The 23,468-nt window shown below is 53.3% G+C and carries 21 protein-coding genes, 1 tRNA gene, 1 other RNA gene and 1 pseudogene; 17 read left to right on the top strand and 7 right to left on the bottom strand.

Annotation, left to right across the window (positions count from 1 at the left end):
- Positions 1 to 60 precede the first annotated feature (60 nt).
- Both tnpB and tnpA read right to left on the bottom strand, forming a co-directional pair.
- Positions 61 to 408, bottom strand: a complete 348-nt coding sequence (tnpB, locus tag ABNV41_RS01925) for an IS66 family insertion sequence element accessory protein TnpB (RefSeq protein WP_010510701.1) — start codon at positions 406 to 408, stop codon at positions 61 to 63.
- On the bottom strand, positions 405 to 764 hold the full coding sequence (tnpA, locus tag ABNV41_RS01920; RefSeq protein ID WP_007400224.1) for an IS66-like element accessory protein TnpA: 360 nt from the start codon (positions 762 to 764) through the stop codon (positions 405 to 407). Before tnpA ends, tnpB begins: the two co-directional genes overlap by 4 nt.
- A 101-nt stretch (positions 765 to 865) precedes the next feature.
- Between tnpA and ABNV41_RS01915 the strand changes: the two are divergent.
- A pseudogene (locus tag ABNV41_RS01915) lies at positions 866 to 1,075 on the top strand (transposase); the annotation flags it as partial.
- A 360-nt stretch (positions 1,076 to 1,435) separates the two neighbouring features.
- On the opposite strand, the gene ABNV41_RS01910 reads toward ABNV41_RS01915, so the two are convergent.
- Positions 1,436 to 2,686: an IS701-like element IS1452 family transposase gene (locus ABNV41_RS01910; RefSeq protein WP_349934885.1), complete on the bottom strand. Its 1,251-nt coding sequence runs from the start codon at positions 2,684 to 2,686 to the stop codon at positions 1,436 to 1,438.
- Positions 2,687 to 2,902: 216 nt separating this feature from the next.
- Here ABNV41_RS01910 and ABNV41_RS01905 point away from each other — a divergent pair, with 216 nt between their 5' ends.
- Positions 2,903 to 4,663, top strand: a complete 1,761-nt coding sequence (locus tag ABNV41_RS01905; protein ID WP_087651880.1) for a glycosyltransferase family 2 protein — start codon at positions 2,903 to 2,905, stop codon at positions 4,661 to 4,663.
- 722 nt (positions 4,664 to 5,385) lie between these two features.
- Here the strand turns inward: ABNV41_RS01905 and ABNV41_RS01900 are convergent.
- Positions 5,386 to 5,475 (bottom strand) — tRNA-Ser (locus tag ABNV41_RS01900).
- Between the two features lie 219 nt (positions 5,476 to 5,694).
- Between ABNV41_RS01900 and rplU the strand changes: the two genes are divergently transcribed.
- From rplU to proB, 4 genes are all read left to right on the top strand, one after another.
- Positions 5,695 to 6,009, top strand: a complete 315-nt coding sequence (gene rplU, locus ABNV41_RS01895) for a 50S ribosomal protein L21 (RefSeq protein WP_003623027.1) — start codon at positions 5,695 to 5,697, stop codon at positions 6,007 to 6,009.
- A gap of 46 nt (positions 6,010 to 6,055) precedes the next feature.
- Positions 6,056 to 6,325, top strand: coding sequence for a 50S ribosomal protein L27 (gene rpmA, locus ABNV41_RS01890; RefSeq protein ID WP_050818283.1), 270 nt, complete (start codon positions 6,056 to 6,058; stop codon positions 6,323 to 6,325).
- A 108-nt stretch (positions 6,326 to 6,433) separates the two neighbouring features.
- Positions 6,434 to 7,453, top strand: coding sequence for a GTPase ObgE (gene obgE, locus ABNV41_RS01885; protein WP_349934884.1), 1,020 nt, complete (start codon positions 6,434 to 6,436; stop codon positions 7,451 to 7,453).
- Between the two features lie 54 nt (positions 7,454 to 7,507).
- Positions 7,508 to 8,635 (top strand): glutamate 5-kinase, encoded by a 1,128-nt coding sequence (gene proB / locus ABNV41_RS01880; protein WP_050818285.1) that lies wholly within the window; start codon positions 7,508 to 7,510, stop codon positions 8,633 to 8,635.
- Positions 8,636 to 8,638: 3 nt separating this feature from the next.
- Here the strand turns inward: proB and ABNV41_RS01875 are convergent, their stop codons facing one another.
- Positions 8,639 to 9,292 (bottom strand): hypothetical protein, encoded by a 654-nt coding sequence (locus ABNV41_RS01875; RefSeq protein WP_050818286.1) that lies wholly within the window; start codon positions 9,290 to 9,292, stop codon positions 8,639 to 8,641.
- Positions 9,293 to 9,315: 23 nt separating this feature from the next.
- The gene (locus ABNV41_RS01870; protein WP_003623048.1) at positions 9,316 to 9,588 is read right to left on the bottom strand and encodes a DUF2312 domain-containing protein; all 273 of its coding nucleotides are present in this window, start codon (positions 9,586 to 9,588) and stop codon (positions 9,316 to 9,318) included.
- Between the two features lie 95 nt (positions 9,589 to 9,683).
- Here ABNV41_RS01870 and zwf point away from each other — a divergent pair, with 95 nt between their 5' ends.
- Together zwf and ABNV41_RS01860 are read left to right on the top strand one after the other, a co-directional pair.
- Complete coding sequence (zwf, locus tag ABNV41_RS01865; protein ID WP_080986695.1) at positions 9,684 to 11,318, top strand: glucose-6-phosphate dehydrogenase; 1,635 nt, start codon at positions 9,684 to 9,686, stop codon at positions 11,316 to 11,318.
- The gene (locus ABNV41_RS01860) at positions 11,315 to 11,761 is read left to right on the top strand and encodes a hypothetical protein (RefSeq protein ID WP_050818287.1); all 447 of its coding nucleotides are present in this window, start codon (positions 11,315 to 11,317) and stop codon (positions 11,759 to 11,761) included. Before zwf ends, ABNV41_RS01860 begins: the two co-directional genes overlap by 4 nt.
- 15 nt (positions 11,762 to 11,776) lie before the next feature.
- On the opposite strand, the gene ABNV41_RS01855 is transcribed toward ABNV41_RS01860, so the two are convergent.
- Positions 11,777 to 12,835, bottom strand: coding sequence for an alpha/beta hydrolase (locus ABNV41_RS01855; RefSeq protein WP_050818288.1), 1,059 nt, complete (start codon positions 12,833 to 12,835; stop codon positions 11,777 to 11,779).
- A 60-nt stretch (positions 12,836 to 12,895) separates the two neighbouring features.
- Between ABNV41_RS01855 and rnpB the strand changes: the two genes are divergently transcribed.
- The 9 genes from rnpB to murD all read left to right on the top strand — a co-directional run bounded on the left by rnpB (position 12,896) and on the right by murD (position 23,464).
- An RNA gene (rnpB, locus tag ABNV41_RS01850) (RNase P RNA component class A) lies at positions 12,896 to 13,323 on the top strand.
- Between the two features lie 288 nt (positions 13,324 to 13,611).
- Positions 13,612 to 14,097 carry a division/cell wall cluster transcriptional repressor MraZ gene (gene mraZ, locus ABNV41_RS01845; RefSeq protein WP_035365556.1) on the top strand — a complete coding sequence of 162 codons (486 nt, stop codon included), beginning with the start codon at positions 13,612 to 13,614 and terminating at the stop codon, positions 14,095 to 14,097.
- Positions 14,094 to 15,101: a 16S rRNA (cytosine(1402)-N(4))-methyltransferase RsmH gene (rsmH, locus tag ABNV41_RS01840; RefSeq protein WP_050818289.1), complete on the top strand. Its 1,008-nt coding sequence runs from the start codon at positions 14,094 to 14,096 to the stop codon at positions 15,099 to 15,101. Before mraZ ends, rsmH begins: the two co-directional genes overlap by 4 nt.
- 4 nt (positions 15,102 to 15,105) lie before the next feature.
- Positions 15,106 to 16,059, top strand: coding sequence for a hypothetical protein (locus tag ABNV41_RS01835; protein WP_349934883.1), 954 nt, complete (start codon positions 15,106 to 15,108; stop codon positions 16,057 to 16,059).
- Between the two features lie 32 nt (positions 16,060 to 16,091).
- Positions 16,092 to 18,110, top strand: a complete 2,019-nt coding sequence (locus ABNV41_RS01830) for a penicillin-binding protein 2 (protein ID WP_349934882.1) — start codon at positions 16,092 to 16,094, stop codon at positions 18,108 to 18,110.
- Positions 18,107 to 19,576 (top strand): UDP-N-acetylmuramoyl-L-alanyl-D-glutamate--2,6-diaminopimelate ligase, encoded by a 1,470-nt coding sequence (locus tag ABNV41_RS01825; RefSeq protein ID WP_050818292.1) that lies wholly within the window; start codon positions 18,107 to 18,109, stop codon positions 19,574 to 19,576. Before ABNV41_RS01830 ends, ABNV41_RS01825 begins: the two co-directional genes overlap by 4 nt.
- The gene (murF, locus tag ABNV41_RS01820; protein ID WP_050818293.1) at positions 19,573 to 20,958 is read left to right on the top strand and encodes a UDP-N-acetylmuramoyl-tripeptide--D-alanyl-D-alanine ligase; all 1,386 of its coding nucleotides are present in this window, start codon (positions 19,573 to 19,575) and stop codon (positions 20,956 to 20,958) included. Before ABNV41_RS01825 ends, murF begins: the two co-directional genes overlap by 4 nt.
- Complete coding sequence (gene mraY, locus ABNV41_RS01815) at positions 20,958 to 22,052, top strand: phospho-N-acetylmuramoyl-pentapeptide-transferase (protein WP_050818294.1); 1,095 nt, start codon at positions 20,958 to 20,960, stop codon at positions 22,050 to 22,052. Before murF ends, mraY begins: the two co-directional genes overlap by 1 nt.
- Positions 22,049 to 23,464 carry a UDP-N-acetylmuramoyl-L-alanine--D-glutamate ligase gene (murD, locus tag ABNV41_RS01810; RefSeq protein ID WP_050818295.1) on the top strand — a complete coding sequence of 472 codons (1,416 nt, stop codon included), beginning with the start codon at positions 22,049 to 22,051 and terminating at the stop codon, positions 23,462 to 23,464. Before mraY ends, murD begins: the two co-directional genes overlap by 4 nt.
- Positions 23,465 to 23,468: the final 4 nt, after the last annotated feature.

The following is a 23,468-nucleotide window of genomic DNA, read 5'->3' as shown; positions in this document are numbered from 1 at the left end:
GAAAAAATAGCAGAAAACCTAAGAAAATTCAAAATGTTCTGCACTCTCACGCCATAAAAATCAGGCCACGCGAGACGGTGGTGCAGACCAGGAAGGGCGTCTCCACTCCATGCCTTCCCACAGCATGGCCATCTGTGCTGTCGTCAGGCGTGCAACGCCCTCTGCCGGAGACGGCCATGGAAAACGTCCCTTCTCAAGCACCTTGTAATAAAGACAGAACCCCTGACCGTCCCACATCAGAAGCTTGATCCTGTCCCCACGGCGACCACGAAAGGCAAAGAGCGCCCCTGATGTCGGGTTCTGACGCAGCACGTCCTGTGCCAGTGCTGCCAGACCCGATATGCCCTTGCGCATATCGGTCACCCCGCAGGCCAGATAGACACGCACGCCGTTGCCCACGCCAATCATGCCGTCTCCGCAATCCGGATGACCCGGGCCAGAAGATCTTCGGCAGGATGTCCCGTCACCCTGATACTACGGCCATTGCGCAGCACTATGGCCAGTTCGTCAGGATCACCGCCAGATGCCACAGCAGGTGTCGTCACTGAAGCAACAGGAACAAACGCCACAGACTGATCTGGGGAAGATAGTCTTTGACGGAATGACGTCCGCCATTGGTAAAGATGTTGGCGGGTCAGGTCATGTCGACGTGCCACATCCGATACACTTGCTCCATCCACACCAACTTCAGCCAGTATCGCCAGCTTCCGTTCATCCGACCAGCGGCGGCGGCGTTCAACGCCAATCAGGATTTCCTGGGTCATTCTTACCTCTCAAATGACGTCAATAACGACGTCGTTAACGACGGTAACTTACCAGGCACAATCCTCAATCATAAGGCGGCCTCAAACGGCCGGTTACGATACAGCGCGGGATTACCCCGGTCATCCCGCCAAAACGCAACAGAACGACACGACGGAAAACCGATTTTTCTCTCTATCGCGAACGGAACCTTGTTGAGAGGTTCTTCAATAAACTCAAGCAGTTTCGCGCTATCGCAACCCGCTACGATAAACTGAAATCGACCTTCCTCGCAGCCGTGCAGTTCGCCTCAATCATCATCCTGCTTAACTGACGACACGCCGTAACATGGCTGCGCCACCTTCAATGGCCGCACAACCTGGAACACTAGATGAGTAGACGGGGCTATTGTCACGATAACACTGAACTTACAAAACACGTCAGAAGACCATAAAGAACGTAAAATCTTGCGAGCAGATTACTCTTATAGATCTCATTTTTATAATAATTAAGAAATATACGGGGAGATATGTTACGTTATTATATTCACTCCACCCCGAAACCCGGAAGCTGTTTTAGCACTACAGTTGCATTTTGTGTCGTGAGTGAGCGCGGATAGCACTGGCCTGATGCGTTCGTCGAAAGACGGACCATCTGAGGATGTGAGAGACGGGGAGTCTGCGTTGTGCAAGTTTTACGACGAGGCGCCTGATCTCCTGAATGGACCAGCGGACAAGGACTGTCGTGTTCTGAGTTGTGTTTTTTTCGGTTTCAGTGAGTTTGCCTGGTAACGGACACTGGCCATGACGGCATAGGCCAGCATGACCAGAGAGACATGCCGATGCCAACCATGCCAGGAGCGGGTCTCGTTATGATCAAGACCAAATTCGTTTTTGGCCGTCTCGAACCCTTCTTCGATCCTCCAGCGCGTCCCTTCAACGTTCACCAGTTCCTGCGTGGTTGTCCCTTTCGGGCTCCAGGTCGTAAAATAGGCAAGGTCCCCGTCAGCGATGTTTCGGCGGATCAACAGGCCACGTGTCCATGGTCCGGCTATAGGGCAGTCAAATTCTTCAGCATCCAGATCAGCAAGCGGAAGATACGCCCAGTCATAAAGTCGCTCACCTTTTGTGCCGTGCCCCGCTGACAGACGACGCCAGGCCTGGTCTGGCAGTCCTGCTGCAATATCTTTCGCCTCTCCGGCAATCAGCGGTTCCGTTGCCCATGATCCGAACCAGTGATTGCCCTTGACCCCAAGCACATATCCAATTCCTGCCCGGCGAAGCGTGCGTTCTACGTCGCCCACGCCATACACGCTGTCTGCTGCAACCCAGCGGAACGGCACACCGGCCTCAATACTTCGCTCAATCATCATCGAGGCTAACGCCGGTTTGGTTGCAAACACCACGTCATCGGGAACGTGGGCCCGCTTCAGACGCTCAGGCTTTGATGTCCAGTCTTTCGGGAGATACAGGGCGCGGTCAATAAAGGCATGCCCCCGTTCCGAAACATAAGCGCCAAACACACCAATCTGGCAGTTCGTGATCTTGCCGGCAGATCCCGTATACTGCCGCCCCACACCGCAGGACGCCTGACCCTTCTTCAGAAAACCGGTCTCATCAATGACCAGCACGCCCTCTTCAGTGCCCAGATGCTCAATCACATAATCCCTGACGACGTCACGAAGGGCATCGGCATCCCAGTGCCCGCGTCCCAGAAGCGCCTGCTGCCGCCATGGACCAGGATCTCCTGCGGCTTCCGCTCGCATCCATCCCGTCTTGCGTGGTTCATTGCCAATCAAAACATCAAGAAAAGCACAGGCCGAATCTACGACACGTTTTTGCGTGAACAGCGGCGCCATCCGATCCTTGGCGGACCGAAGCGAGTGCGCCCATAATTCTAGCGTCTCTTCAACAGACGCACCGCCACTCATCATATCCTGGATCATGGTTACCCATAAATTCAGAACTCAATGCAAAATGCAACTGTAGTGTTAGCGCAGATTTTTTAGACTAAGAAAACATGCAATCTATACTAAAACAGTTCATTGCCTAATTTAATAGAAAAAGCTAAACAACATTGGTTTTTTATCTTAAATAATATTTGTATCCTTGCTGATTGCGTTGTATGTGAAAAAAATCTTTTCTTTACTTACATATAGGGTATGATGTACAAAATTCAGCAAATCGTGTTCCCTAGCATCGATATAGTATGCCCTGAAAATATGTATTTTCGAGGGAACGAAGAAAAAGTCTATGCCTCACTCAATAAGAAATCTATAGAGCTAGTCAGGCACGGGATAGCTATTTTTGATACGTTTTTCAACTCCCTATCTATACGTCCGTGGAAAGAAAATTGCCAAATTGATGATCTCGGCCTTTCTCTAACAGGACGGGGAAAAGTACGCATTCGTCTTGGTTTGCATGTTTTAGACAGAGCAGACCAATGGTTATATGAAAACGATATAGAACTCTCTGATACGCCATATGAAATGGATCTGCCATTTTGGAACCGTGTTCATGATGGTATGCTATATCTAGAAGTGCGTGCACTTACGGATGCAGAAATTACTGGTGGCTATTTTTTCACCCGAACAAAACCTCGCAACAAAGTGCGGCTAGGTATTGTTATTACTCATTACAATCGAAAACATTATGTTCTGCCGGCTATTCATCGCATTTCAACCGAACTTTTAAATGATCCTTATTATAAAGATCATATTGAACTTATTGTCGTAGATAATTCGCAAAATATTGAAGATTCAGAAAAAGAAAACGCTATTTTACTTCCCAGTAAAAATTTGGGTGGCTCCGGCGGCTTTACACGTGGATTACTCTATCTAAAAGACGAAAACTTTACGCATTGTCTTTTTATGGATGATGATGCCTCGTGTGAGATGGAATCTATACGCCGCACGCTGCATATCCTGGAATACGGAAAGGTAGATAATCTCGCCGTTGCAGGTTCTATGCTACGAGAAGCGGAGCCTTTTCGACTTCATGAAAAAGGGGCACGTATTGCAGGCACAGGTGTCGTCAATCTGAAGCATGGCTTAGATATGCGCCACGTGCACGATCTTCTTGTTGCTGAAACTCCTGAACCCGTAACATACGGAGGCTGGTGGCATTTTGCTTTCCGCATAAAAGACGTTACCCACCTGTCCTTCCCATTTTTCGTGCGTGGGGATGATATGTTATTTGGTCTTACAAACCATTTTAATATCATGACACTCAACGGAATTGGCGGCTGGGCTGATGACTTTGGCATCAAAGAAAGCCCTATCAATCGTTACCTTAGTTTACGTGCACATTTAATGTGCCTGATAATAGGTACGAATACCAGTAAATGGAAAATGTTACGCACATCGTTCGGGTGCGTGATAACTTCAGACATGTCCTACAATTACAGCGGCGCACAAGCTTTCATTGAAGCGGTTCGAGATGTACTTAAAGGGCCATCTTTCTGGGAAAACAATGTCGATATGGCAAATGTGCGCAAGCATTTGTCTCAGATTGCACCAGGCGAGAAATGTGAACCTATACACATTCCCAAAGATGCCGAATATGGACGGGGTTTGCACGAAAGTAGAAAACGCCGTTTTTGCAGAATACTCACATTAAACGGGTTCTTTCTTCCAAATTTCTTAATGAAAAACAAAACACTAGTGGAGTCTAAGAACTTCCATGCTGTATTCCGTCGTGTTTTTCGATATAAGCGCATTTTATATATAACGCCTGATCACACAGGCTATATTGCTGAATATAATAAGAAAAAGTTTTTCAAAAATTTACGCGATTGGGGAAAAGTTTCTTTTGCTTTTTGTCGCAAATTTCAGTCAACCAAAACTGAATATCAGAAATCATTAACGCATTTAACAAGTGAAGGCTTTTGGAGAAAGGTTTTTACTTCAAATCAAAATAAATAGTCCGTTAAATTAATTTTTTATTATCCCTTTCTTGCAATATTATCATTAAATAATTGCAAAGAAAGGGATAATTTCAATCATATTTCCTAAATGATCTCTATTATTGGTGAGCAATAGATTATTTGCGTGCTTATAGCGCCATATTTGTGATGCTTCTTCATTAATTGGCTGATTTTTGACACTTTAACAGATGATTTCGGTTTCTATGTGAGGCATTTTAATCATGCGCTGGAGCAGCAGCGGGCAGTTCCCTACTCTGAAGGGCCATGCGATAGCGCTGATCTGCTCCAAGAGCAGAAAGCAGCACATATTGTAGAGATATTGGCGCACCCAATTCTCATGTAGCCTGCGAGATACCAACCGTGCGGATGAACACTTCCATTTGTAATTTCTGATCGGCATAGACAACTTTAATGCAGAATCAGATAACGAACTTGAGTTCGGACACGAGGCAGTGCGTTTAGCTTTGAGCAGCGGTCTGTCGCGTGAGCGTATTGCTCAGGATCTGGGTATTGGATCTTCGGCGTTGAAACGGACCATTATCCTGCGTCAGCCACTAAGCGGGTGTATGTGATGTTTTGTCGGTAGAAATGCTCCGACCTGGCTTGAAGACAGACTCTCAACGCAGCAAAAGACCAGATATCATTAAGGTAGAACGGATAATGGACGCATCTAAATACTACGCCACAAAATACTAATTTATTTGGTGATTTTTAATTTACTGGCGGAGAGAGAGGGATTCGAACCCTCGGTACGCTTGCGCGCACAACGGTTTTCGAGACCGCCCCGTTCGACCGCTCCGGCATCTCTCCTATATCGCGGGCTTATAGACACGCTTTTATAGCCCATGCAAGGCATGAACCCTATATTTCTATTGACGAGCCCTACCCTCACCGCTTAAAAAGCCGCCCTAATCCACACAGATGGAACCATGCTGCGCGCATTGTGCAGCCAAAGAAGAAAAAGCGACCAGAATTTTCGCCTGTATCTAAATGGTGCCGCGAGAATCCAGAGATCGGAAGAGACAGTTTATGTACGCAGTTATCCGCACCGGCGGCAAGCAGTACCGGGTTGAGCCCAACATGGTGCTGAAGGTTGAAAAGCTGGAAGTTGAAGCCGGCGCAACCGTTACATTTGATGAAGTTCTGGCCGTTGGCGGCGAAGGCAGCACCCAGATTGGCGCCCCCACCGTGGCTGGCGCAAAGGTAACGGCAACCGTTATCGCTCAGGACCGCCTCAAGAAGGTCATCATCTTCAAGAAGCGCCGTCGGCAGAACAGCCGCCGTAAAAATGGTCACCGCCAGCCGGTTACCGTTCTGCGCATTCAGGAAATCAACGCAGCCTGAACCCATTAGGGATTCAGACTGGTTAAGACCACGGAGGACTTAGGTCATGGCACAAAAAAAAGCTGGCGGTTCATCCCGTAACGGGCGCGATAGCGCCGGACGCCGCCTTGGCGTCAAGAAATTTGGTGGCGAGCAGGTTGTTGCTGGCAACATCATCGTGCGCCAGCGTGGCACGAAGGTGAAAGCCGGCGTAAACGTTGGTGTTGGCAAAGACCACACTCTGTTTGCACTGATTAACGGCAATGTTCGCTTCGAACGCCGTGCAGAAGGCCGCGTACACGTTTCTGTGGATGCGCTGCCTGCCGCTGCTGAATAAGCAGTTCGGTTTTTCCACCGCACGTTTTCCCGTGTGGCCGGAGCAGAAACAGGGGCCGGTCCTCAGGATCGGCCCTTTTTCGCGTTCTGGACTTGAGTAAGGTATGTCATGAAGTTTCTGGATCAGGCAAAAATCTACGTCCGCTCAGGAGATGGCGGAGATGGCGTGACAGCCTTCCGGCGGGAAAAGTATATTGAATTCGGCGGCCCCGATGGCGGGAATGGTGGGCGCGGCGGCGATATTATTTTTGAAGCCGTACCCAACCTGAACACCCTTATCGATTTTCGCTATACGCAGCATTTCCGTGCGCGCAAAGGCGGCAACGGTGCCGGGTCTGACCGCACAGGGGCTGCGGCCTCTCCTGTTATCATCAAGGTGCCCATTGGCACCCAGATTATGGATGATGACCGCGTAACCCTGCTGGCGGATTTGGACGAAGCCGGTAAACGCATCACCCTTTGCCGTGGTGGCGATGGCGGTTACGGCAATGCGCATTTCAAAAGCAGCACCAACCGCGCTCCCCGTCGGTCTGATAAAGGCTGGCCGGGTGAAGAGCGCTGGGTTTGGCTGCGCCTCAAGCTGATTGCAGATGTCGGCCTTGTGGGCTTGCCAAATGCTGGTAAATCCACATTCCTTTCTGTTGTTTCCGCTGCAAAACCCAAAATTGCGGATTATCCCTTTACAACACTGCATCCTCAGCTTGGCGTGGTGCGCCTTTCCATGACGGAAGAATTTGTTGTGGCGGATATTCCCGGCCTTATTGAAGGTGCGCACGAAGGCACCGGGCTTGGAGACCGCTTTCTGGGCCATGTTGAACGCTGCGCCGTATTGCTGCACCTGATTGATGGTGCCGCAGGCAGCGTTGTAGATGCATGGCGCACCATTCGGCATGAACTTGCCGCATATGATGGCGGGCTGGCAGAAAAGCCAGAAATCATCGCACTCAATAAAATGGATGCCATGACTCCGCGAGAAGCTTCTTCCCGCCGGGCTGCGCTGGAAAACGCCAGCGGTGCCCCCGTGGTATTAATTTCTGCAGCCACCCATCAGGGCGTGCCAGAGCTTCTGCGCATGCTCCAGAATCAGGTTACCGAAAACCGCAAGAATGCGGATAAAAACCCCGCCTGAACACTGAACTGCCCGCAGGTCCCTCAAGCCCCTTTCCTTTTACGGAACTGATCCATGACCGGATACACCAGCCCCTCCCTTACCAATGCCAAACGGCTTGTTGTTAAAATAGGTAGCGCGCTGGTGGTGGACCCAGAAAAACAGGCTCCGCGTCAGGAATGGCTGGCCAGTGTGGCGGCGGATATTGCGTATCTGCGCAAACAGGGCACGGCTGTTACTGTTGTTTCTTCTGGCGCTATTGCACTTGCCCGGCACACATTGGGGCTGGCAGGTGGCGCGCTCCGTTTGGCAGAAAAACAGGCTGCTGCTGCCGTAGGACAGATCAGTCTGGCACAGGCATGGAGCCATGCTCTTTCTGCCCACGGCCTTATTGCCGCCCAGCTTCTACTTACCCCCGAAGATACAGAAGACCGCAAACGCTACCTGAACGCACGCGCAACGCTGAACACTCTACTGGAAATGGGGTGCGTTCCCGTTATTAACGAGAACGATACCGTTGCCACAGCCGAAATCCGTTTTGGCGATAATGACAGACTTGCAGCCCGCGTTGCGCAAATGACGGATTCGGATCAGCTTGTGCTGCTGTCTGATATTGATGGCCTTTATACAGCGGACCCACGCACAAACCCGGATGCACAGCATCTGCCTGTGATTGAAACCCTTACCCCGGAAATTGAAGCTATGGGGGGTGAACCACCTCCGGGTTATTCTTCTGGGGGTATGCGCACCAAGCTGTTGGCTGCAGGCATTGCTACGCGCTCAGGCTGTGCCATGGCTATTGCCTTGGGCAAAACGCCCCATCCGCTCCGCTCTTTGCTGGAAGGCGGGCGTTGCTCATGGTTTCTGCCGCAAGATTGTGCCCATACAGCCCGCAAACAATGGATTGCAGGCAGCCTGACACCAGCGGGTGAAATTATGGTGGATGATGGTGCCGTAACCGCATTGCAGCAGGGCAAATCCCTTTTGCCCGCAGGTGTGCTTGGGGTGAAGGGTGATTTCTCTCAGGGTGATCTGGTAGAAATTATCAATACAGATGGCATCGTGCTGGCACATGGGCTTGCCGCCTATGATGCAGATGATGCCCGGCGTATTGCGGGCCACCGCTCCACCGAGCTTACAGATATTCTGGGCTGGCATGGACGGGACGAGATCATCCATCGTGATGACCTCGTCATGATCTAAAACTTAATCGTTTGCCGGATTTTTTCTGGGCCAGTTCAGCACAGGTTCTGCTCGGCCCGTATGCTCATCAATACGCGGTATCCGCACAGATGGATGAGGCTGCGGAGCCTCATGAGAAAAATCAGGCCGATACGGTGGCTGATTGGCATCTGGCGCACGCTGCCGGCGGAGTATTTCTGCGCCAGTTTCTGCGCGTGGCGCTTCTGGTTCGTGCCATGGCATGCGGCGCACTACCGGCTTTGCCGGGTCTGGCGCAAGATGCGGTGTTGGCGGGGCTTCCTCTCGCGCTTCATACGCATCAGAAACCTTAGGGGTTCGCAGTTCAGGAAAAACGGGCACAGCGCGAGGTGCCGCAGGAGGTTTTTCAACCTCCGGCGGACGCACCTCTTCCACCACCACGCCGGATGATGTGCTGCTGCTTCGCTCTGCCATGCCAGACAAGGTAGGCTCCTGATACGCAGGAGCACCCCGCACGGCCTGCGCACGCAGTTCGGCCTGAATTTCCTCCAACTGGAGAGAAATCTCACCCAATCGCCCTTTTACCCCAAACACGGCAAAAGGCATCATCATGAAAGCAAGCCCGAACAACACGCCAAAAGCCAGAACCAGAAGCTGGCCCCAGACAGGCATCCAATCAGGAAAAGACAGAGACATCATGGGAAATAGACCCGACTAGCCTTTTACATACCCAATGCGCGGCGGTAGATATCCAGCAGTGTTTCCTGCTCTTCCACTTCTGCCGGTTCCTGCTTCCGCAGGCGGATAATCTGGCGGATCACCTTTACATCAAACCCGGCAGACTTTGCTTCTGTAAAGATATCCTTGATATCTCCGGCCAGAGCCTTGCGCTCTTCTTCCAGGCGTTCAACACGCTCAATAATGCTTCTCAGCCGATCTGCGGCAATACCGCCAACAGCTGCATCTTCATCCCCGGAAATGCGTTCGCCATCCATGCTTCGGCCTCCTCATTTATATACAAACACCCAACACTGCGCAGGCAGAACCTGCTAACATTGCCAGATAGTGAAGCGCGGGCTTATCGCGCCACGTGTATGCGGTCAATGATGCAGCACATCAGAACCCCTTGCAAACACGCGGGCGGCCTTCCATAAGCACTGCACCCTGTTCCTGTTCCGGGCCTTTTGCCCGCAAACCACGACTTTTTTACGGCGGGCATCCCCCTCCGGCTGACCAGCGAGACCCCTGCATCATGGCTCTTGTGAACCGCACGGAACCTTTTGACTTTGTCATCTTTGGCGCGACAGGTGATCTGACACGCCGAAAACTGCTGCCTGCTTTTTTGCGCCGCTTTCATGCCCGCGAATTTGATCAGGAAGCACGAATTATCTGCACAGCACGGTCTGAGTTAAATACCGAGCAGTTTCGGAACCTGTGTAGCGCCACCCTGCACGAGTTTGCCCCTGACATTGCCAAAGACACAGAAACACTCAACCAGTTTCTGGGCCTTCTGACCTATGTCTATCTTGATGCCACGGAAGAAGGCCCTCACTGGCAGGAACTCAGCGCCACCCTCCCCGATGCGGAGCGCACAAGAGTTTTCTATTTTGCCACGGCACCCGCATTGTATTCCGCCATTTGTGCTGGAGTTTCCGAGCATAACCTGATCACCCAGCACACGCGGGTGGTGCTGGAAAAACCCATTGGCACAGACCTGCAATCCGCCAATGAGATCAATGAAGGTGTGGGCCGCTACTTCTCTGAAGATGCCATCTACCGGATTGACCACTATCTGGGTAAGGAAGGCGTGCAGAACATTCTGGCCTTACGCTTTGCCAACCCCGCGTTGGAACAGCTGTGGTCTTCCGAAGCGATTGCCCATGTGCAGATTACCGCCGCAGAAACAGTAGGCGTGGGTGATCGCGGCTCCTACTATGATAAATCTGGCGCATTACGCGATATGGTGCAGAACCACCTTTTACAGGTGCTATGCATGGTGGCCATGGATGCACCAGCCTCTCTCCGTGCTGATGATTTACGGAACGAAAAACTGAAAGTACTCAACGCCCTGCGCCCCATGACACCGGATATGGTGCGTAAAAACGTTATCCGTGGGCAATACACCGCAGGCCGCGTAAAAGGGGAAGATGTTCCGGGTTATGTAGAAGACCTGAAAACGGGCCGCCCGAGTGATACCGAAACATTTGTGGCCATTCGCACAAAAATTCGTACGGCGCGCTGGGGCAACACACCTTTTTACCTGCGCACAGGCAAACGGTTAGCCACCAAAACTACAGAAATTGTTATCCAGTTCCGCCCGCAGGTCTGGCCTATTTTCACCAATATGCCTTCTCCCGGCCGGTTGGTCATCCGCATTGCCCCGCATGAAGAACTCTCACTTGTGCTGGCAGCGCGAGACCCCGGTGCTGGCGGGTTCAGAGTGCGCAACGCTACGCTGCATATGTCTTACGAAAACGAATTTGCCGTGCAGTATCAGGATTCCTACGAACGCTTGCTGCTAGACGCTGTGCGCGGAGACCCTGCCCTTTTCATCCGGCGAGATGAAGTGGAGGCATCATGGAAATGGGTCGAACCTATTCTGGATTCATGGCGCTACGCGCTTACCCCGCTGGAACCCTACCCTGCTGGCAGTTGGGGCCCTGCAACCACCCGTGCGCTTCTGGCGCGTGATGGTGCCCTTTGGCACGAAGATATGCTAACATGAACACACCCTCACCCAAAATGACTGGCCGTGGGCCATTTGCAAAACGCACTCTGCGCCAACATATCCTGCGGCGGCTGGCAATCGTTCTGCCTCTTTCCCTTATGATGATCCTGCTGGCCAAAACTGGCACGCTCGATCGGCTGGTGGATTCCTATACCTTCAAACCCGCAAGCTGGTTTGATGATACGGCCTTGGTGCGCCACCTGCGCCTGAAGGTCACCCATAACGGCATGACGCATGATCGGCCGGATTGCCTGCTGTTTGTGGTAAACGGAAACGATGCCCCCACCGCATCACGCATTGATGTTATGGAAAAGCATTCCGGCACCTGCCCCGGCCCAAAAGATGATTTGCCTAAACTGTTCACTTTGCGCGTGGATAGGCTGAACCGGCTTGTATATTCAGATCAGGGCTCACCGGGCGTGTTTCATCCTATTCCGTAATGGGCTTGGCCGGTTTTACCCGGCAAAGGCTTTCTTCAATGCCTTGCCACCCAACCGCAAAGCCGCCTTGCCATGCGGCATAAAGGCGTAAAAGTTCAGGAATGCATGCAGGGCACCGGGGTAACAGCGATATATCACCTTAACCCCTGCCTTTTCCAACGCCTGCGCATAGGCTGCGCCTTCATCACGCATCGGGTCACATTCCGCTGTAATAATAACGGCTGGTGGCAAACCTTGCAGATCCGGGTTTAAGCCCGGCACAAAGCGTGGATGCTTCCAGTGTTCAGGCTTTTGAATATACTGATCTCCATACCACTCCATTGACCGGCGAGAGAGGAAATAGCCTTTCTCATACGTTCGATGAGATGGAAAAAGCTTCTCTCCATAGAGCGATGGATAATACAGCACCTGCATAACAGGTTGGGGCCCCAGCCCGGCGCGCCCATCCTGCGCCAGAACAGCGGCTAAATTTCCGCCAGCACTATCCCCTGCCACAGCAACCTTACCGCCCCAATACCGGGCAGACGCACCAGCCAGCCATTGCAGGGCAGCCTGACTGTCATCAATAGCAGCGGGGAATGGATGTTCTGGAGCCAAGCGATAATCGGGCAATAACACAGCCGCACCAGAGGCTCGCGCCAAACGGCAGCATATCCCGTAATGGGAATTAAGCCCGCAGTGCACAAACCCGCCCCCATGCAAATACAATAAAGCGCCCCTTACCCGCCCATAGGGAATAAAAAGCCGTGCCCGCATAGACCCCGCAGCACCGGGAATGGATAAAGTGACGACCCGTCTTATCGGCACAGATGAAAGGCGGAGTGGAAAGGAGGGCGTATCCATCGCTTTGCGCAACCGCACAAGAAACGCAGAGATTTCCTGCGCTGCGTTCTGGGGCCCGTCTGCTTCAGGCGCATCTTTTTCCGCACGCTTGCGCGTGAGCTGCTCTTGCCATCTGATACAGCGCAGCAAAAGCCGAGATGGAAGGTTGGGCCGTGCGGGCATAGAGTTTTGAGGCACATCAGAAAAATCAGACATAGCTACCTGATTAGCGGCAATTTTCTGCATCGTCATGCCTTCATAACATCAGTTGCGGCTTGACCTGAACGCAAGCCCGACGCAGGGTGCGCTCCGTCAGGTGGTTGGGCGGTCGCTGTCCTGCTCTTTAACGAGTGGGAGAGAGGAAAGTCCGGGCTCCACGGAAGAACGGTGCCGGCTAACGGCCGGCGAGGGTAACCTTAGGGAAAGTGCCACAGAAAACAGACCGCCTTCCGGGTCTGACTTTGTAAAATCCTTATGGGATTTTATGGGACAGGCTGAAGGTAAGGGTGAAACGGTGCGGTAAGAGCGCACCGCTCCGCTGGTAACAGAGGAGGCACGGTAAACCCCACCGGGAGCAAAACCGAATAGGAACGGCAGAAGCCCTTGTGGTTTCGGGGGTTCTTCCGCCCTGCCGTTCGGGTTGGTTGCGAGAGGCATGTTGCAAAACATGCCCTAGACGAATGACCGTCCAGCCTCTTTACAGAGGTGGACAGAACCCGGCTTACAGACCACCTGACACTCTCGTTCTGACCAATCCACTGTGTTTTCACACCAAAAATAGAACATAAAAAGAACAGAAAACGGCAATCTTTTGTTTGCCGCCACAAAATCAATACATTCGCGCCAGAAATCTTTTCTGCATGAATACTTAAATAATGGCGGTTTTCTGCTGTTTTTTCTGTCATTTTAATTTGCGTCCCATAACATCCCATGCTATCCCATACCAGACCACAAGTGTGGTGAAGGCGGTTCTGTTCCCCGCTGAATTGCGAACGGAAAGGCTGTTTCTGCAAAGGCTTCTGACGTACGTGGGCGTATTTCTCGGCACGCATGAAAATCGATTCGACGCCAAGGGGCGTATTTCGATTCCTGCCGGGTTCCGTTCAGTGCTCAAAACGCAGCAGACGGAAGGTGACGCGCTGATGATTCTCCGCCCCTCCCATACCCTGCCATGTGTTGAGGCATGGCCTGCCGTTGCTTTTGCACGCCTGACCGAACCGCTTGATCGGCTGGACATGTTTTCTGATGAGCATGATGATCTGGCTGCCGCTCTGTATGCCGATGCCTACCCCATAGATCCCGACCGTGAAGGCCGCATTATTTTACCTGATTTTTTACGTGAACATGCCGGGCTAACAGAAAGCCCAACGGCTGCCTTTATGGGTGTTGGCCGTATCTTTCAGATCTGGGAGCCTCAGGCCGCGCAGCAGCGCCGGGCAGAAGCGCGCCAGCGTTCACGCCGCGTGAGCATTCCGGCTGCAAATGGTGCAGAGCCAAAAGGGCGTAATGCATGAACGCTCTTTCTTCCTTCACACACCCTGAAACGGCTCAGGGCCACATTCCGGTTATGTTGGCAGAGGTTCTGGAATATCTTCACCCCGCAGATGGTGAGCGTATTCTGGATTGCACGTTTGGCGGTGGTGGCTACAGTTCCGCTATTCTAAAAAGTGCTGATTGCAACGTATGGGGCATTGACCGTGACCCGGACGCCATTGCGCGTGGGCAGGTATTAAGCCGCGCATTTCCCACAGCAGATGGCGGATCTCGCCTTCACCTGCTGCAAGGTAGCTTTGGCAATATGCAGGCACTTGCAAGTGCTGCAGGTATCTGCACCTTTGATGGTATTGTGCTGGATCTGGGTGTGTCCTCCTTCCAGTTGGATGAAGCCGACCGTGGCTTTTCCTTCCGTATGGAAGGCCCGCTGGATATGCGCATGGAAAAATCCGGGCCCTCAGCAGCAGATATCGTCAATAAGGCACCAGAAGCAGAGCTGGCAGATATTTTCCATTTCTATGGGGAAGAACGCCACGCGCGCCGCCTTGCGCGCGCCGTTGTGAATGCCCGTTCGGAAGCGCCTTTCCAGACTACAACGCAACTGGCTGAGCTCGTGCGGTCTGTGATCCCCAAAGATCGCTCCGGCATAGATTCCGCTACACGCGCCTTTCAGGGCCTGCGTATCGCCGTAAATGATGAACTGGGCGAAATTGAACGCGGGCTTGAACAGGCGCTGGATATGCTGGCGCCGGGTGGGCGGCTGGTTGTTGTTTCCTTCCATTCACTGGAAGATCGTATCGCCAAGCGTATGGTCCAACATGCCACGGGCAAGGATAAAAGCTTTTCGCGCTATGACCCCCGTGCCGCCGGAACACCAGCGCCGCAGACGGACTTTGTAGCCCTTACGCACAAAGCCCGGCGGCCCAGCGATGCTGAATGTAGCCATAATCCTCGCGCCAGAAGTGCACGGCTGCGCGCTGTCATGAAACGTGCATCAACCCCTGCTTCCGTAAAAAAGGGCTAAGTCCATGATCCCCCGTCCATTTACATGCTGCTGTGCGGTTCTGGCGATTGCATCTGGCTTTTTCCTTTATACAAAGAAGCATCAGACCACCCTTCTCGATCAGCAGATTTCTCAGATCGTGAAGGAAACGGAGCACGTTCGCACACAAACATCCATTCTGCGCACGGAATGGGCTTTGGAAAACCAGCCTGAACGCCTTGCCCAGCTTGTGGCCCGGCATGAATCTGGTTTGCAGACCATGAATCCAACGCAGTTTGTGCGTATGGCTGATTTGGAAAGCCACCTTCCTGCCGTTGCAAAAGATGCTCTGCCTCAAGCCCCGGCATTGGTTGCTGATAAATCAACCAACATTGCGCCACCACCGGTTATGGCACCTCCTGCACATACACCGGCTCCGGCTGTTGTGGCCGAGGCGCGCCCTGTGGCTGCTCCTACTGTTGTGGCGGATGTGCCGCATGTTGCAGCGGAACCCACCCCGCACCCACGCGCAACATCGGTGGCCGATGCAGCATCTGTTTTGCATGTACCAGTGGCACATCATGATCACCCACGTGCTGCGCCGGAACCTGTAGCTGCACCGGTACGTGTTGCGCAGGTTGCTGACCCCACTACACCTGCCCGCCCTGCACACCATATGGCATTTGAAACACCACGCCCACAGGTTGTTGCTTCCGCCAATGCGGATGATGATGCGCCTGTAGCTCCGGTTCGCCATAGCCTTACGCGGGCAGCATCTCCGGCTATTCGGCACGTAGCGCAGGCTTCGGATGATGATGCAACGCCAATTCGGCATCCGCTCCCGGTTGCGGCAGCCAGTTGGCACGCCACGCGCCCTCATCGTGCATCTTCTGCACCTTCCAGCTATATGGAAGCACGCGCTACTTCCGGCTATAGCAGCGGCTCTCTGCTGAGCCGTGGTGGTGATGCGCTGCCGGCTCCGGTTCCGGTTGCCAACTGATTTTTTGTGGTTAAAGGCCTTTCTGACCTGACATGTCTGTCTCCCCCAATGACCCCGACCCAACGCGCACAGTAGGTGTTACGGGGGACGATCTGCGCGCCCGCGCACATCGGGACCAAATGCATGTAAGGCTTTTGGGTGTTGCTGGCGGTTTTTGCCTGATTTTTGCTGTTGTCGCTATCAAGCTGAGTATCGCAACAGTTATTCACCCCATGGCGCCGGAAAAGCGGCAGATTGCACCGCAGGTTCCTGAAATTCCTGAAATTGACCCCAGGGGCAGCCTTGCTGGCGATTTCTCGCTACCCCAGGTGCATCGCGCTTCTATCGTAGATCGCAATGGGCAGACCTTGGCGCTCTCCCTGCCTGTTGCGCAGGTGTATGCCAACCCGCAAGAGTTGATTGACCCCAAGGATGTTGCACACAAACTCAAATCCATCCTGAAGGATCTGGATGAGCAGGAAACCGCTGATCGCCTTTCCCGCCCCAAACAGTTTGTGTACATTGCACGCAACATTTCGCCCCAGCAGGAACTGGCCATCAATAACCTTGGCATTCCGGGTATTTATTTTGAACCGGGCGAAAGACGGCATTATCCGCTAGGCCGTATGGCCGCCCAGATTATGGGTACTGTTGATATTGATGATCACGGCGTGGCCGGGATTGAAAAATACTTCGATAAGCGCCTGCTTTCTGATCGTCGCCCCCTTCATCTGTCTTTGGATATTCGTGTTCAGTCTGCTGTGCGTGAAGAAGTGGCAAATGCCATGCAGACCTTTCAGGCCATTGGGGCCTGCGGCATTGTGATGGATGTGCGTACAGGTGAAATTATTGCCATGGTCAGCCTGCCTGACTTTGATGCCAATAATTTTGCCCATGCCACCAATGATGAGCGCTTTAACCGTGCCGTAACCGGTTTGTATGAGCCCGGTTCCACCTTTAAGCTACAAACAACCGCCATGGGGCTGGAAACGGGCACTATCCATATTTGGGACCGGTTTTCATCCGTACCATTGCATATCGGGCGCTTTACCATCCGCGATATGAAGAGTGACCATTTTTCTCCGTGGCTGACACTGCCCGAAGTGATGGCTTATTCTTCCAACCCGGCTGCGGCACATATTGCGTTGGATGTTGGCGGTAAAAAGCAGTCCGAATGGCTGCGTTCGATGGGTTTTTTCTCCCCCGTCCCGGTTGAACTGCCAGAAGCTGCACGCCCCTTGGTGCCTCATCAGTGGGGCATTGCCACGGTCATGACAGTCGGGTTCGGTCATGGTGTGGCTGAACCTCCATTGGCCATTGTGCGTGGCACTGCGGCCACGGTTAATGGTGGCATTCTGGTAACGCCTACCTTGCTGGACAAGGAAGACCCAGCCAATGCTACAACCAGCGCGCCGGGCATAAGCCCGCAATTTGCCAGCGGCATCCAGAACGCAGCGCTTGAGCAAAGCGTGGAAGATGACACCCCAAGTAGCGCAGTGGATGCTCCTGTCACGCCTGCTGGCCCACGCATTCTTTCTGAAAAAGTATCCAGCCTTCTACGCCGCCTTCTGCGGTTGGATGTTACCCACGGCACAGGGCGTACTGCAGAATCTCCGGGGTATTTTGTGGGCGGTAAAACCGGCACGGCAGAAAAGATTGGCCCACATGGTGGCTACCTGAAGCACGTGAACATTTCGGCTTTTACAGGCATCTTCCCCATGAACGCACCGCATTATGCCGTGTATGTCATGCTGGATAGCCCCAAACCCACTCCGCAAACCCATGGCTGGACAACAGCAGGCTGGAACGCTGCGCCTACTGTTTCCAAAATTGTTTCACGCATTGGACCCATGCTCCAGATTTTCCCCGATACAGAGCATGCTGAGCAGATTGATGCGCAAATGGCTCTGCCCATGCATCCTGCGGTGCCACGTGGCGTAAGGCCACTTGGTCCGGGGAATGATCCGGGAGACCCACGCAAAGCCGAAGCTGAACATAAGGCTGAAAAAGAAGCACTTAAACGCGCCATGGCTGAACGCAAAAAAGCGGCTGCGGAGGTTATGGACGAATGAGCCTTCCCCTCTCCTCCCTTCTTGCGGCTGCAGGGCTTCCAGCCTTACCTGAAAACCCTGAGATTTCTGCCATTACAGCGGATAGCCGACAGGTAAAACCGGGCACAATTTTTGCCGCTTTGCCGGGCGTTAAAACCGATGGCCGAACCTTTATTGCCACAGCCGTGCAAAATGGTGCGGCAGCAATTTTGGCACCTGCAGATACACAGTGGCCCACAGGTGTACCTGCCTGCCCGCTTATTCTGGCGCCCAACCCGCGCCATGCACTGGCACTTATGGCCGCTGCTCTGGCAGGGTCTCAACCACAGCATCTGGTGGCCATTACCGGCACAAATGGCAAAACCAGCACTGCAGATTTTATTCGCCAGATCTGGGCACTACAGGGGTTTAAAGCTGCTGCCATTGGTACACTTGGCCTGACCGGGGCGGAAAATACTTCCATTTCATTTCCCGCGCTTACAACGCCAGACCCGGTTGCCCTTGCCAATGGGCTGGCAGCACTTACCCAAGCCGGGTTTAACCATGTTGCGCTGGAAGCCTCATCCCACGGGTTGGAACAGGGGCGGTTAGATGGCCTCCGGCTTGCTGCGGCTGGCTTTACCAATCTTACGCGGGACCATCTGGATTATCATCTGACCATAGAAGCCTATCGCACAGCCAAACTGAAGCTGTTTGATACCCTTCTGCCAGAACATGCCATTGCCGCTGCCAATGCCGATATGGATGCACAAACGCTGCAGGCCATACGTGCCATTGCAGACCGCCGGAACCTGCGACTGAGACTGGTTGGTGAACAGGGCACAACATTACGCCTTGTGGCACACAATGCTCTTCCTGCCGGGCAGGAACTGACCATTGAGCACAATGGCCATACCAGCACGGTTCTCCTCCCTATTCCGGGGCGCTTTCAGGCAGATAACGTATTGCTGGCTGTAGCTCTTGCTGCGCAGGATGATGCCGAGATTGCACATATTCTGCCCCTTTTGCCGCAGCTTAAAGGGGTTCGGGGGCGGCTGGAACGTGCAACCGTTCTGCCCAATGGAGCCTGCGCGTATGTAGATTACGCCCACACTCCAGATGCGCTGGCACGGCTGCTGGCATCTTTGCGCCCCCACGCACGCGGCAAGTTGGTTGTTGTTCTGGGTGCCGGAGGTGATCGTGATAGTGGCAAGCGCCCTCTTATGGGTCAGGAAGCCATTAAAGGTGCAGATATTGCCATTATTACGGATGACAACCCACGCACAGAAAATCCCGCATCTATTCGTGCAGAAATAAAAGCCGGTGCCCCGCAGGCGCTGGAAATTGCAGATAGAAAACAAGCAATAGCAGAAGCTCTTTCCATGCTTAAAGCAGACGATGTACTGGTTGTGGCCGGCAAAGGCCATGAACAGGGACAGATTATAGGCAATACCATTTTACCGTTTGATGATGCCGCCGTGTTGCGCACACTGGCGGGCCATCCATGAGCCTATTGTGGACGCGGGAAGAACTGGAAACCGCAACGGGTGGAACGTTTTTAGGGCATACCTCTGTTTCTGTTACCGGTATTTCCATTGATACGCGCACCCTTGCCCCCGGAGACCTGTTTATTGCCCTAAAAGGCGATAACAGTGATGGGCACGCACATATTGCCACAGCGCTTGAAAAAGGTGCGGCAGCCGTTTTGGCGCATTCCGCCGAAGGGTTCACAGACCCGCGTATCCTGCTGGTGGCAGATACCATGCAGGGCCTTCAAAAGCTGGCGCAGGCCGCACGGGCACGTTTTAAGGGTAAGGTTGTTGCCGTAACCGGCAGTGTGGGTAAAACCACCACCAAGGAAATGCTGCGCCTTTGCTTGGCACCTTCTGGCCTGACACATGCGGCAGAGGCTTCCTACAACAACCATTGGGGTGTGCCACTCACGCTTGCACGCCTACCGCGAGAAGCTGCTTTCTGTATCAGTGAAATTGGCATGAACCATCCGGGGGAAATTCTTCCGCTTGCCAAAATGGTGCAGCCTGATGTGGCCGTTATTACCACTATTGGTTCAGCACATTTGGGCCATATGGGCAGCTTGGACGCTATTGCAAAAGAAAAAGCTTCCATCATTACAGCTCTGCCCAAAGGCGGCATTGCCATTGTGCCGGACGATGCTTACGGCACGCAGTTTTTTACTGCGGCGGCAGAAAAAGCGCAGGCTGTTTTGTGGCCTTGTGGTGTAAACCCTCATAGCACGGCACATCTGGCCCATTTGCATACTGGTGCTGACGGCTCGCGCTTTGATGTTTCCATTCAAGGCAAAACGTTCAACGTCCATCTTCCAGCACCCGGCACACATTTGGCACGCAATGCCGTTGCTGCATTGGCAGTCTGTGCTGCGCTTGGCGCAGATGTTGCCAAGGCTGCGGATGCACTGGCAGATTTCCGTCCCGGTAAGGGCCGTGGTGCCCTCATCCAAATTGCCGGTGGGGCCATTACACTGCTGGATGAAAGCTATAATGCCTCGGCGGCTTCCATCCGGGCTGCATTGGATGTTCTGCGCCATATCCCCGCCACGCGCCGCATTGCCGTTCTGGGCGATATGCGTGAGTTGGGTGAATTTTCCATTTCCGAACATCAGGCACTTGCTGCTCCTGCTGCCAGTGCTGCTGACCTCGTTTTTTGCTGCGGATCCTACATGAAAACCCTTTTTGATGCCCTTCCGCCCTCCAAACAGGGCGCATGGGCAGAAAGTGCTGCCTTACTTGCTCCTCATGTCTGCGCGGCTTTGCGCAAGGGGGACGCCGTATTGGTAAAGGGTAGTTTAGGAAGCCGCATGCGGGACGTTATTGCTGCACTCAACGCACTTCCGGCAGTGGAGTGTGCCTGATGCTGTATATGCTGATTTCTCACGCCGCGCATGATGGGCACATCACAATCCTGAACCTGCTGCGTTACATCACGTTTCGCGCGGGCTGTGCATGTATGACAGCCTTGGGCATCAGCCTGCTTCTGGGCCGCCCGCTTATCAGAACGCTGCGCCGTATCCAGCGGGAAGGCCAGCCTATTCGCGCCGTTGGCCCCGAACGCCATATTCTGGAAAAAACCGGCACACCAACAATGGGCGGTGTGTTGATCTTGATTTCTCTGGTGATCTCCATGTTGATTTGGGGAGATCTGGAAAACGGCTTTGTGTGGGCTGTTATGCTCACTACTCTGGGTTTTGGCGCCATTGGGTTTGCAGATGATTACCGCAAACTGGCACGCCGCAACACGGATGGCCTTTCCAAACGTGCCAGACTTGGTGGCGAGTTTGGTATTTCACTTCTGTGCGGGTGGTGGCTGCAATCTCTCATGCCGCCAGAACTCGCAAACCATCTGGCTTTTCCGTTTGTAAAAGACCTTCTGCTGCCACTGGGTATTCTGTACCCCGTATTTGCCATGATCGTGATTACCGGCTTTGGCAATGCAGTTAACTTTACAGATGGGCTAGATGGTCTGGCTATCGGGCCTGTTATTGTGGCTTCTTTGGTGTTTGCCATTCTTTCCTATCTGGTTGGCAACCACGTTTTTGCTGATTACCTGCAAATCCACGCCGTGCCCGGCACAGGGGAACTCGCCGTATTTTGCGCTGCCCTTGTTGGCGCTGGCCTTGGATTTTTGTGGTTTAACGCCCCTCCGGCCTCGGTATTTATGGGGGATACGGGCTCTCTCTCCCTTGGTGGTGCGCTGGGTTCTCTGGCCGTTGCCATCAAGCATGAACTGGTGCTGTGCATTGTAGGCGGCCTGTTTGTGGCAGAAACACTTTCTGTGGTTATTCAGGTGTTCTGGTATAAACGCACTGGCCGGCGTGTGTTTCTTATGGCCCCGTTCCACCACCATTTTGAGAAAAAAGGGTGGGCAGAACCCAAGATTGTCATCCGGTTCTGGATTGTTTCCATTGTTCTGGGGCTGTGTGGTCTGGCCACGCTGAAACTAAGATGAACGGCTTTTCACCCTCCCTGTTTTCCGGGCAGCGCTTTGCTGTTTTCGGCCTTGGCAAAAATGGCCTGCCAGCCGTGCTTATGCTGGCGAGCACAGGTGCCACCGTACAGGTATGGGATGATGGTGAGGGCGGACGCAAAGGGCTGGCAGATGCACTTTCCACCCTTGCCCCTGATGTTGCCGCACGTATTGCGTGCAAGCCGTTTGAAAGCCTGAATGGGTTTGAAGCGCTTATTCTTTCCCCCGGTATTCCGCACGTTTTACCCAAGCCGCACCCTATAGCCCTTATGGCCAAGGCTGCGGGCATTCCCATTCTTTCCGATGCGGAGGTGCTTTATCGGGCTGTGCGTCAATCTGGCAGCAAGGCCCGTTTTGTTGGTATTACAGGCACCAACGGCAAATCCACCACCACCACTTTGCTGGCCCATATTCTGGCAGAAGCCAAACTGCCGGTAGCTGCTGGTGGCAACCTTGGGCCAGCCGCTCTGGCGCTGCCTTTGCTGCCAGATAACGGCGTATATGTGCTGGAAATGTCATCCTACATGCTGGAACGGCTGGATACCCTACGCTTTGATGCCACATGTTTGCTGAACCTGACACCAGATCATCTGGACCGTCATGCAGGGATGGATGGCTACGCCCAAGCTAAAAAACGTGTGTTCACCGGCCAAACAGACACGGATCTGGCCGTTATTGGCGTGGATGATAAGTGGTGCCGCGCCATTGCCGCAGAACTGGAACACGGCCCTGCCAAATGTGAAACCATTTCCGGCACCAACCCTGCCTGTTCTTACTACGGCAAAGATGGTGCCATATGGCACCACAGCACACGCATAGCGCAAACCGGGCCTAGCCTTCCCGGCACCCACAATGCGGAAAATACTGCCGCCGCTATTGCTATCGCGCGTTTTCTGGCTGTGCCAGATGCAACCATTGCACAGGCTGTGGCCTCCTTTCCCGGTCTGCCGCATCGGCAAAAGCTTGTGGCCTCCTGCAACGGGGTGGATTTTGTAGATGACAGCAAAGCCACAAATGCAGATGCAGCCTCTCGCGCTTTGGGATGTTATGAAAAACTGGTGTGGATTGCAGGCGGCACGGCAAAAGAAGGCGGCATTGCCTCTCTTGCGCCCTATTTCCAGCATATTGCACATACATTCCTGATTGGGCGGGATGCGCCGCTGCTTGCCCAAACACTAAAAGAACACAACGTGCCTTTTACAATGGCAGAAACACTGGAAAACGCCGTGCCTGCGGCTTATACGGAAGCACACCGTACGCATACGCCTGTTGTGCTGCTTTCACCCGCCTGCGCCAGCTTTGATCAGTTTTCTGGGTTTGAGGCACGTGGCCTGCGCTTTCAGGAACTGGCGGATGAGGTTTGCGCCCGGCATGCGGGCATGACAGAGCAGTGAGAGA

It is taken from the genome of Acetobacter sp. A11-2 (assembly GCF_040208445.1).
GTDB lineage: Bacteria > Pseudomonadota > Alphaproteobacteria > Acetobacterales > Acetobacteraceae > Acetobacter > Acetobacter oryzoeni.
Note: the sequence above shows the minus strand (reverse complement) of the source record. Positions and strands in the feature narration are given on the sequence as shown.

Coding starts and splice junctions, on each gene's coding strand:
- ABNV41_RS01830 (WP_349934882.1), top strand. CDS start 16,092: ATGTCTGTCTCCCCCAATGACCCCGACCCAACGCGCACAGTAGGTGTT.
- ABNV41_RS01875 (WP_050818286.1), bottom strand. CDS start 9,292: ATGATGTCTCTGTCTTTTCCTGATTGGATGCCTGTCTGGGGCCAGCTT.
- tnpA (WP_007400224.1), bottom strand. CDS start 764: ATGACCCAGGAAATCCTGATTGGCGTTGAACGCCGCCGCCGCTGGTCG.
- rplU (WP_003623027.1), top strand. CDS start 5,695: ATGTACGCAGTTATCCGCACCGGCGGCAAGCAGTACCGGGTTGAGCCC.
- murF (WP_050818293.1), top strand. CDS start 19,573: ATGAGCCTATTGTGGACGCGGGAAGAACTGGAAACCGCAACGGGTGGA.
- ABNV41_RS01910 (WP_349934885.1), bottom strand. CDS start 2,686: ATGATCCAGGATATGATGAGTGGCGGTGCGTCTGTTGAAGAGACGCTA.
- ABNV41_RS01870 (WP_003623048.1), bottom strand. CDS start 9,588: ATGGATGGCGAACGCATTTCCGGGGATGAAGATGCAGCTGTTGGCGGT.
- tnpB (WP_010510701.1), bottom strand. CDS start 408: ATGATTGGCGTGGGCAACGGCGTGCGTGTCTATCTGGCCTGCGGGGTG.
- ABNV41_RS01905 (WP_087651880.1), top strand. CDS start 2,903: ATGATGTACAAAATTCAGCAAATCGTGTTCCCTAGCATCGATATAGTA.
- proB (WP_050818285.1), top strand. CDS start 7,508: ATGACCGGATACACCAGCCCCTCCCTTACCAATGCCAAACGGCTTGTT.
- ABNV41_RS01860 (WP_050818287.1), top strand. CDS start 11,315: ATGAACACACCCTCACCCAAAATGACTGGCCGTGGGCCATTTGCAAAA.
- obgE (WP_349934884.1), top strand. CDS start 6,434: ATGAAGTTTCTGGATCAGGCAAAAATCTACGTCCGCTCAGGAGATGGC.
- ABNV41_RS01825 (WP_050818292.1), top strand. CDS start 18,107: ATGAGCCTTCCCCTCTCCTCCCTTCTTGCGGCTGCAGGGCTTCCAGCC.
- ABNV41_RS01855 (WP_050818288.1), bottom strand. CDS start 12,835: ATGACGATGCAGAAAATTGCCGCTAATCAGGTAGCTATGTCTGATTTT.
- rpmA (WP_050818283.1), top strand. CDS start 6,056: ATGGCACAAAAAAAAGCTGGCGGTTCATCCCGTAACGGGCGCGATAGC.
- murD (WP_050818295.1), top strand. CDS start 22,049: ATGAACGGCTTTTCACCCTCCCTGTTTTCCGGGCAGCGCTTTGCTGTT.
- mraY (WP_050818294.1), top strand. CDS start 20,958: ATGCTGTATATGCTGATTTCTCACGCCGCGCATGATGGGCACATCACA.
- ABNV41_RS01835 (WP_349934883.1), top strand. CDS start 15,106: ATGATCCCCCGTCCATTTACATGCTGCTGTGCGGTTCTGGCGATTGCA.
- rsmH (WP_050818289.1), top strand. CDS start 14,094: ATGAACGCTCTTTCTTCCTTCACACACCCTGAAACGGCTCAGGGCCAC.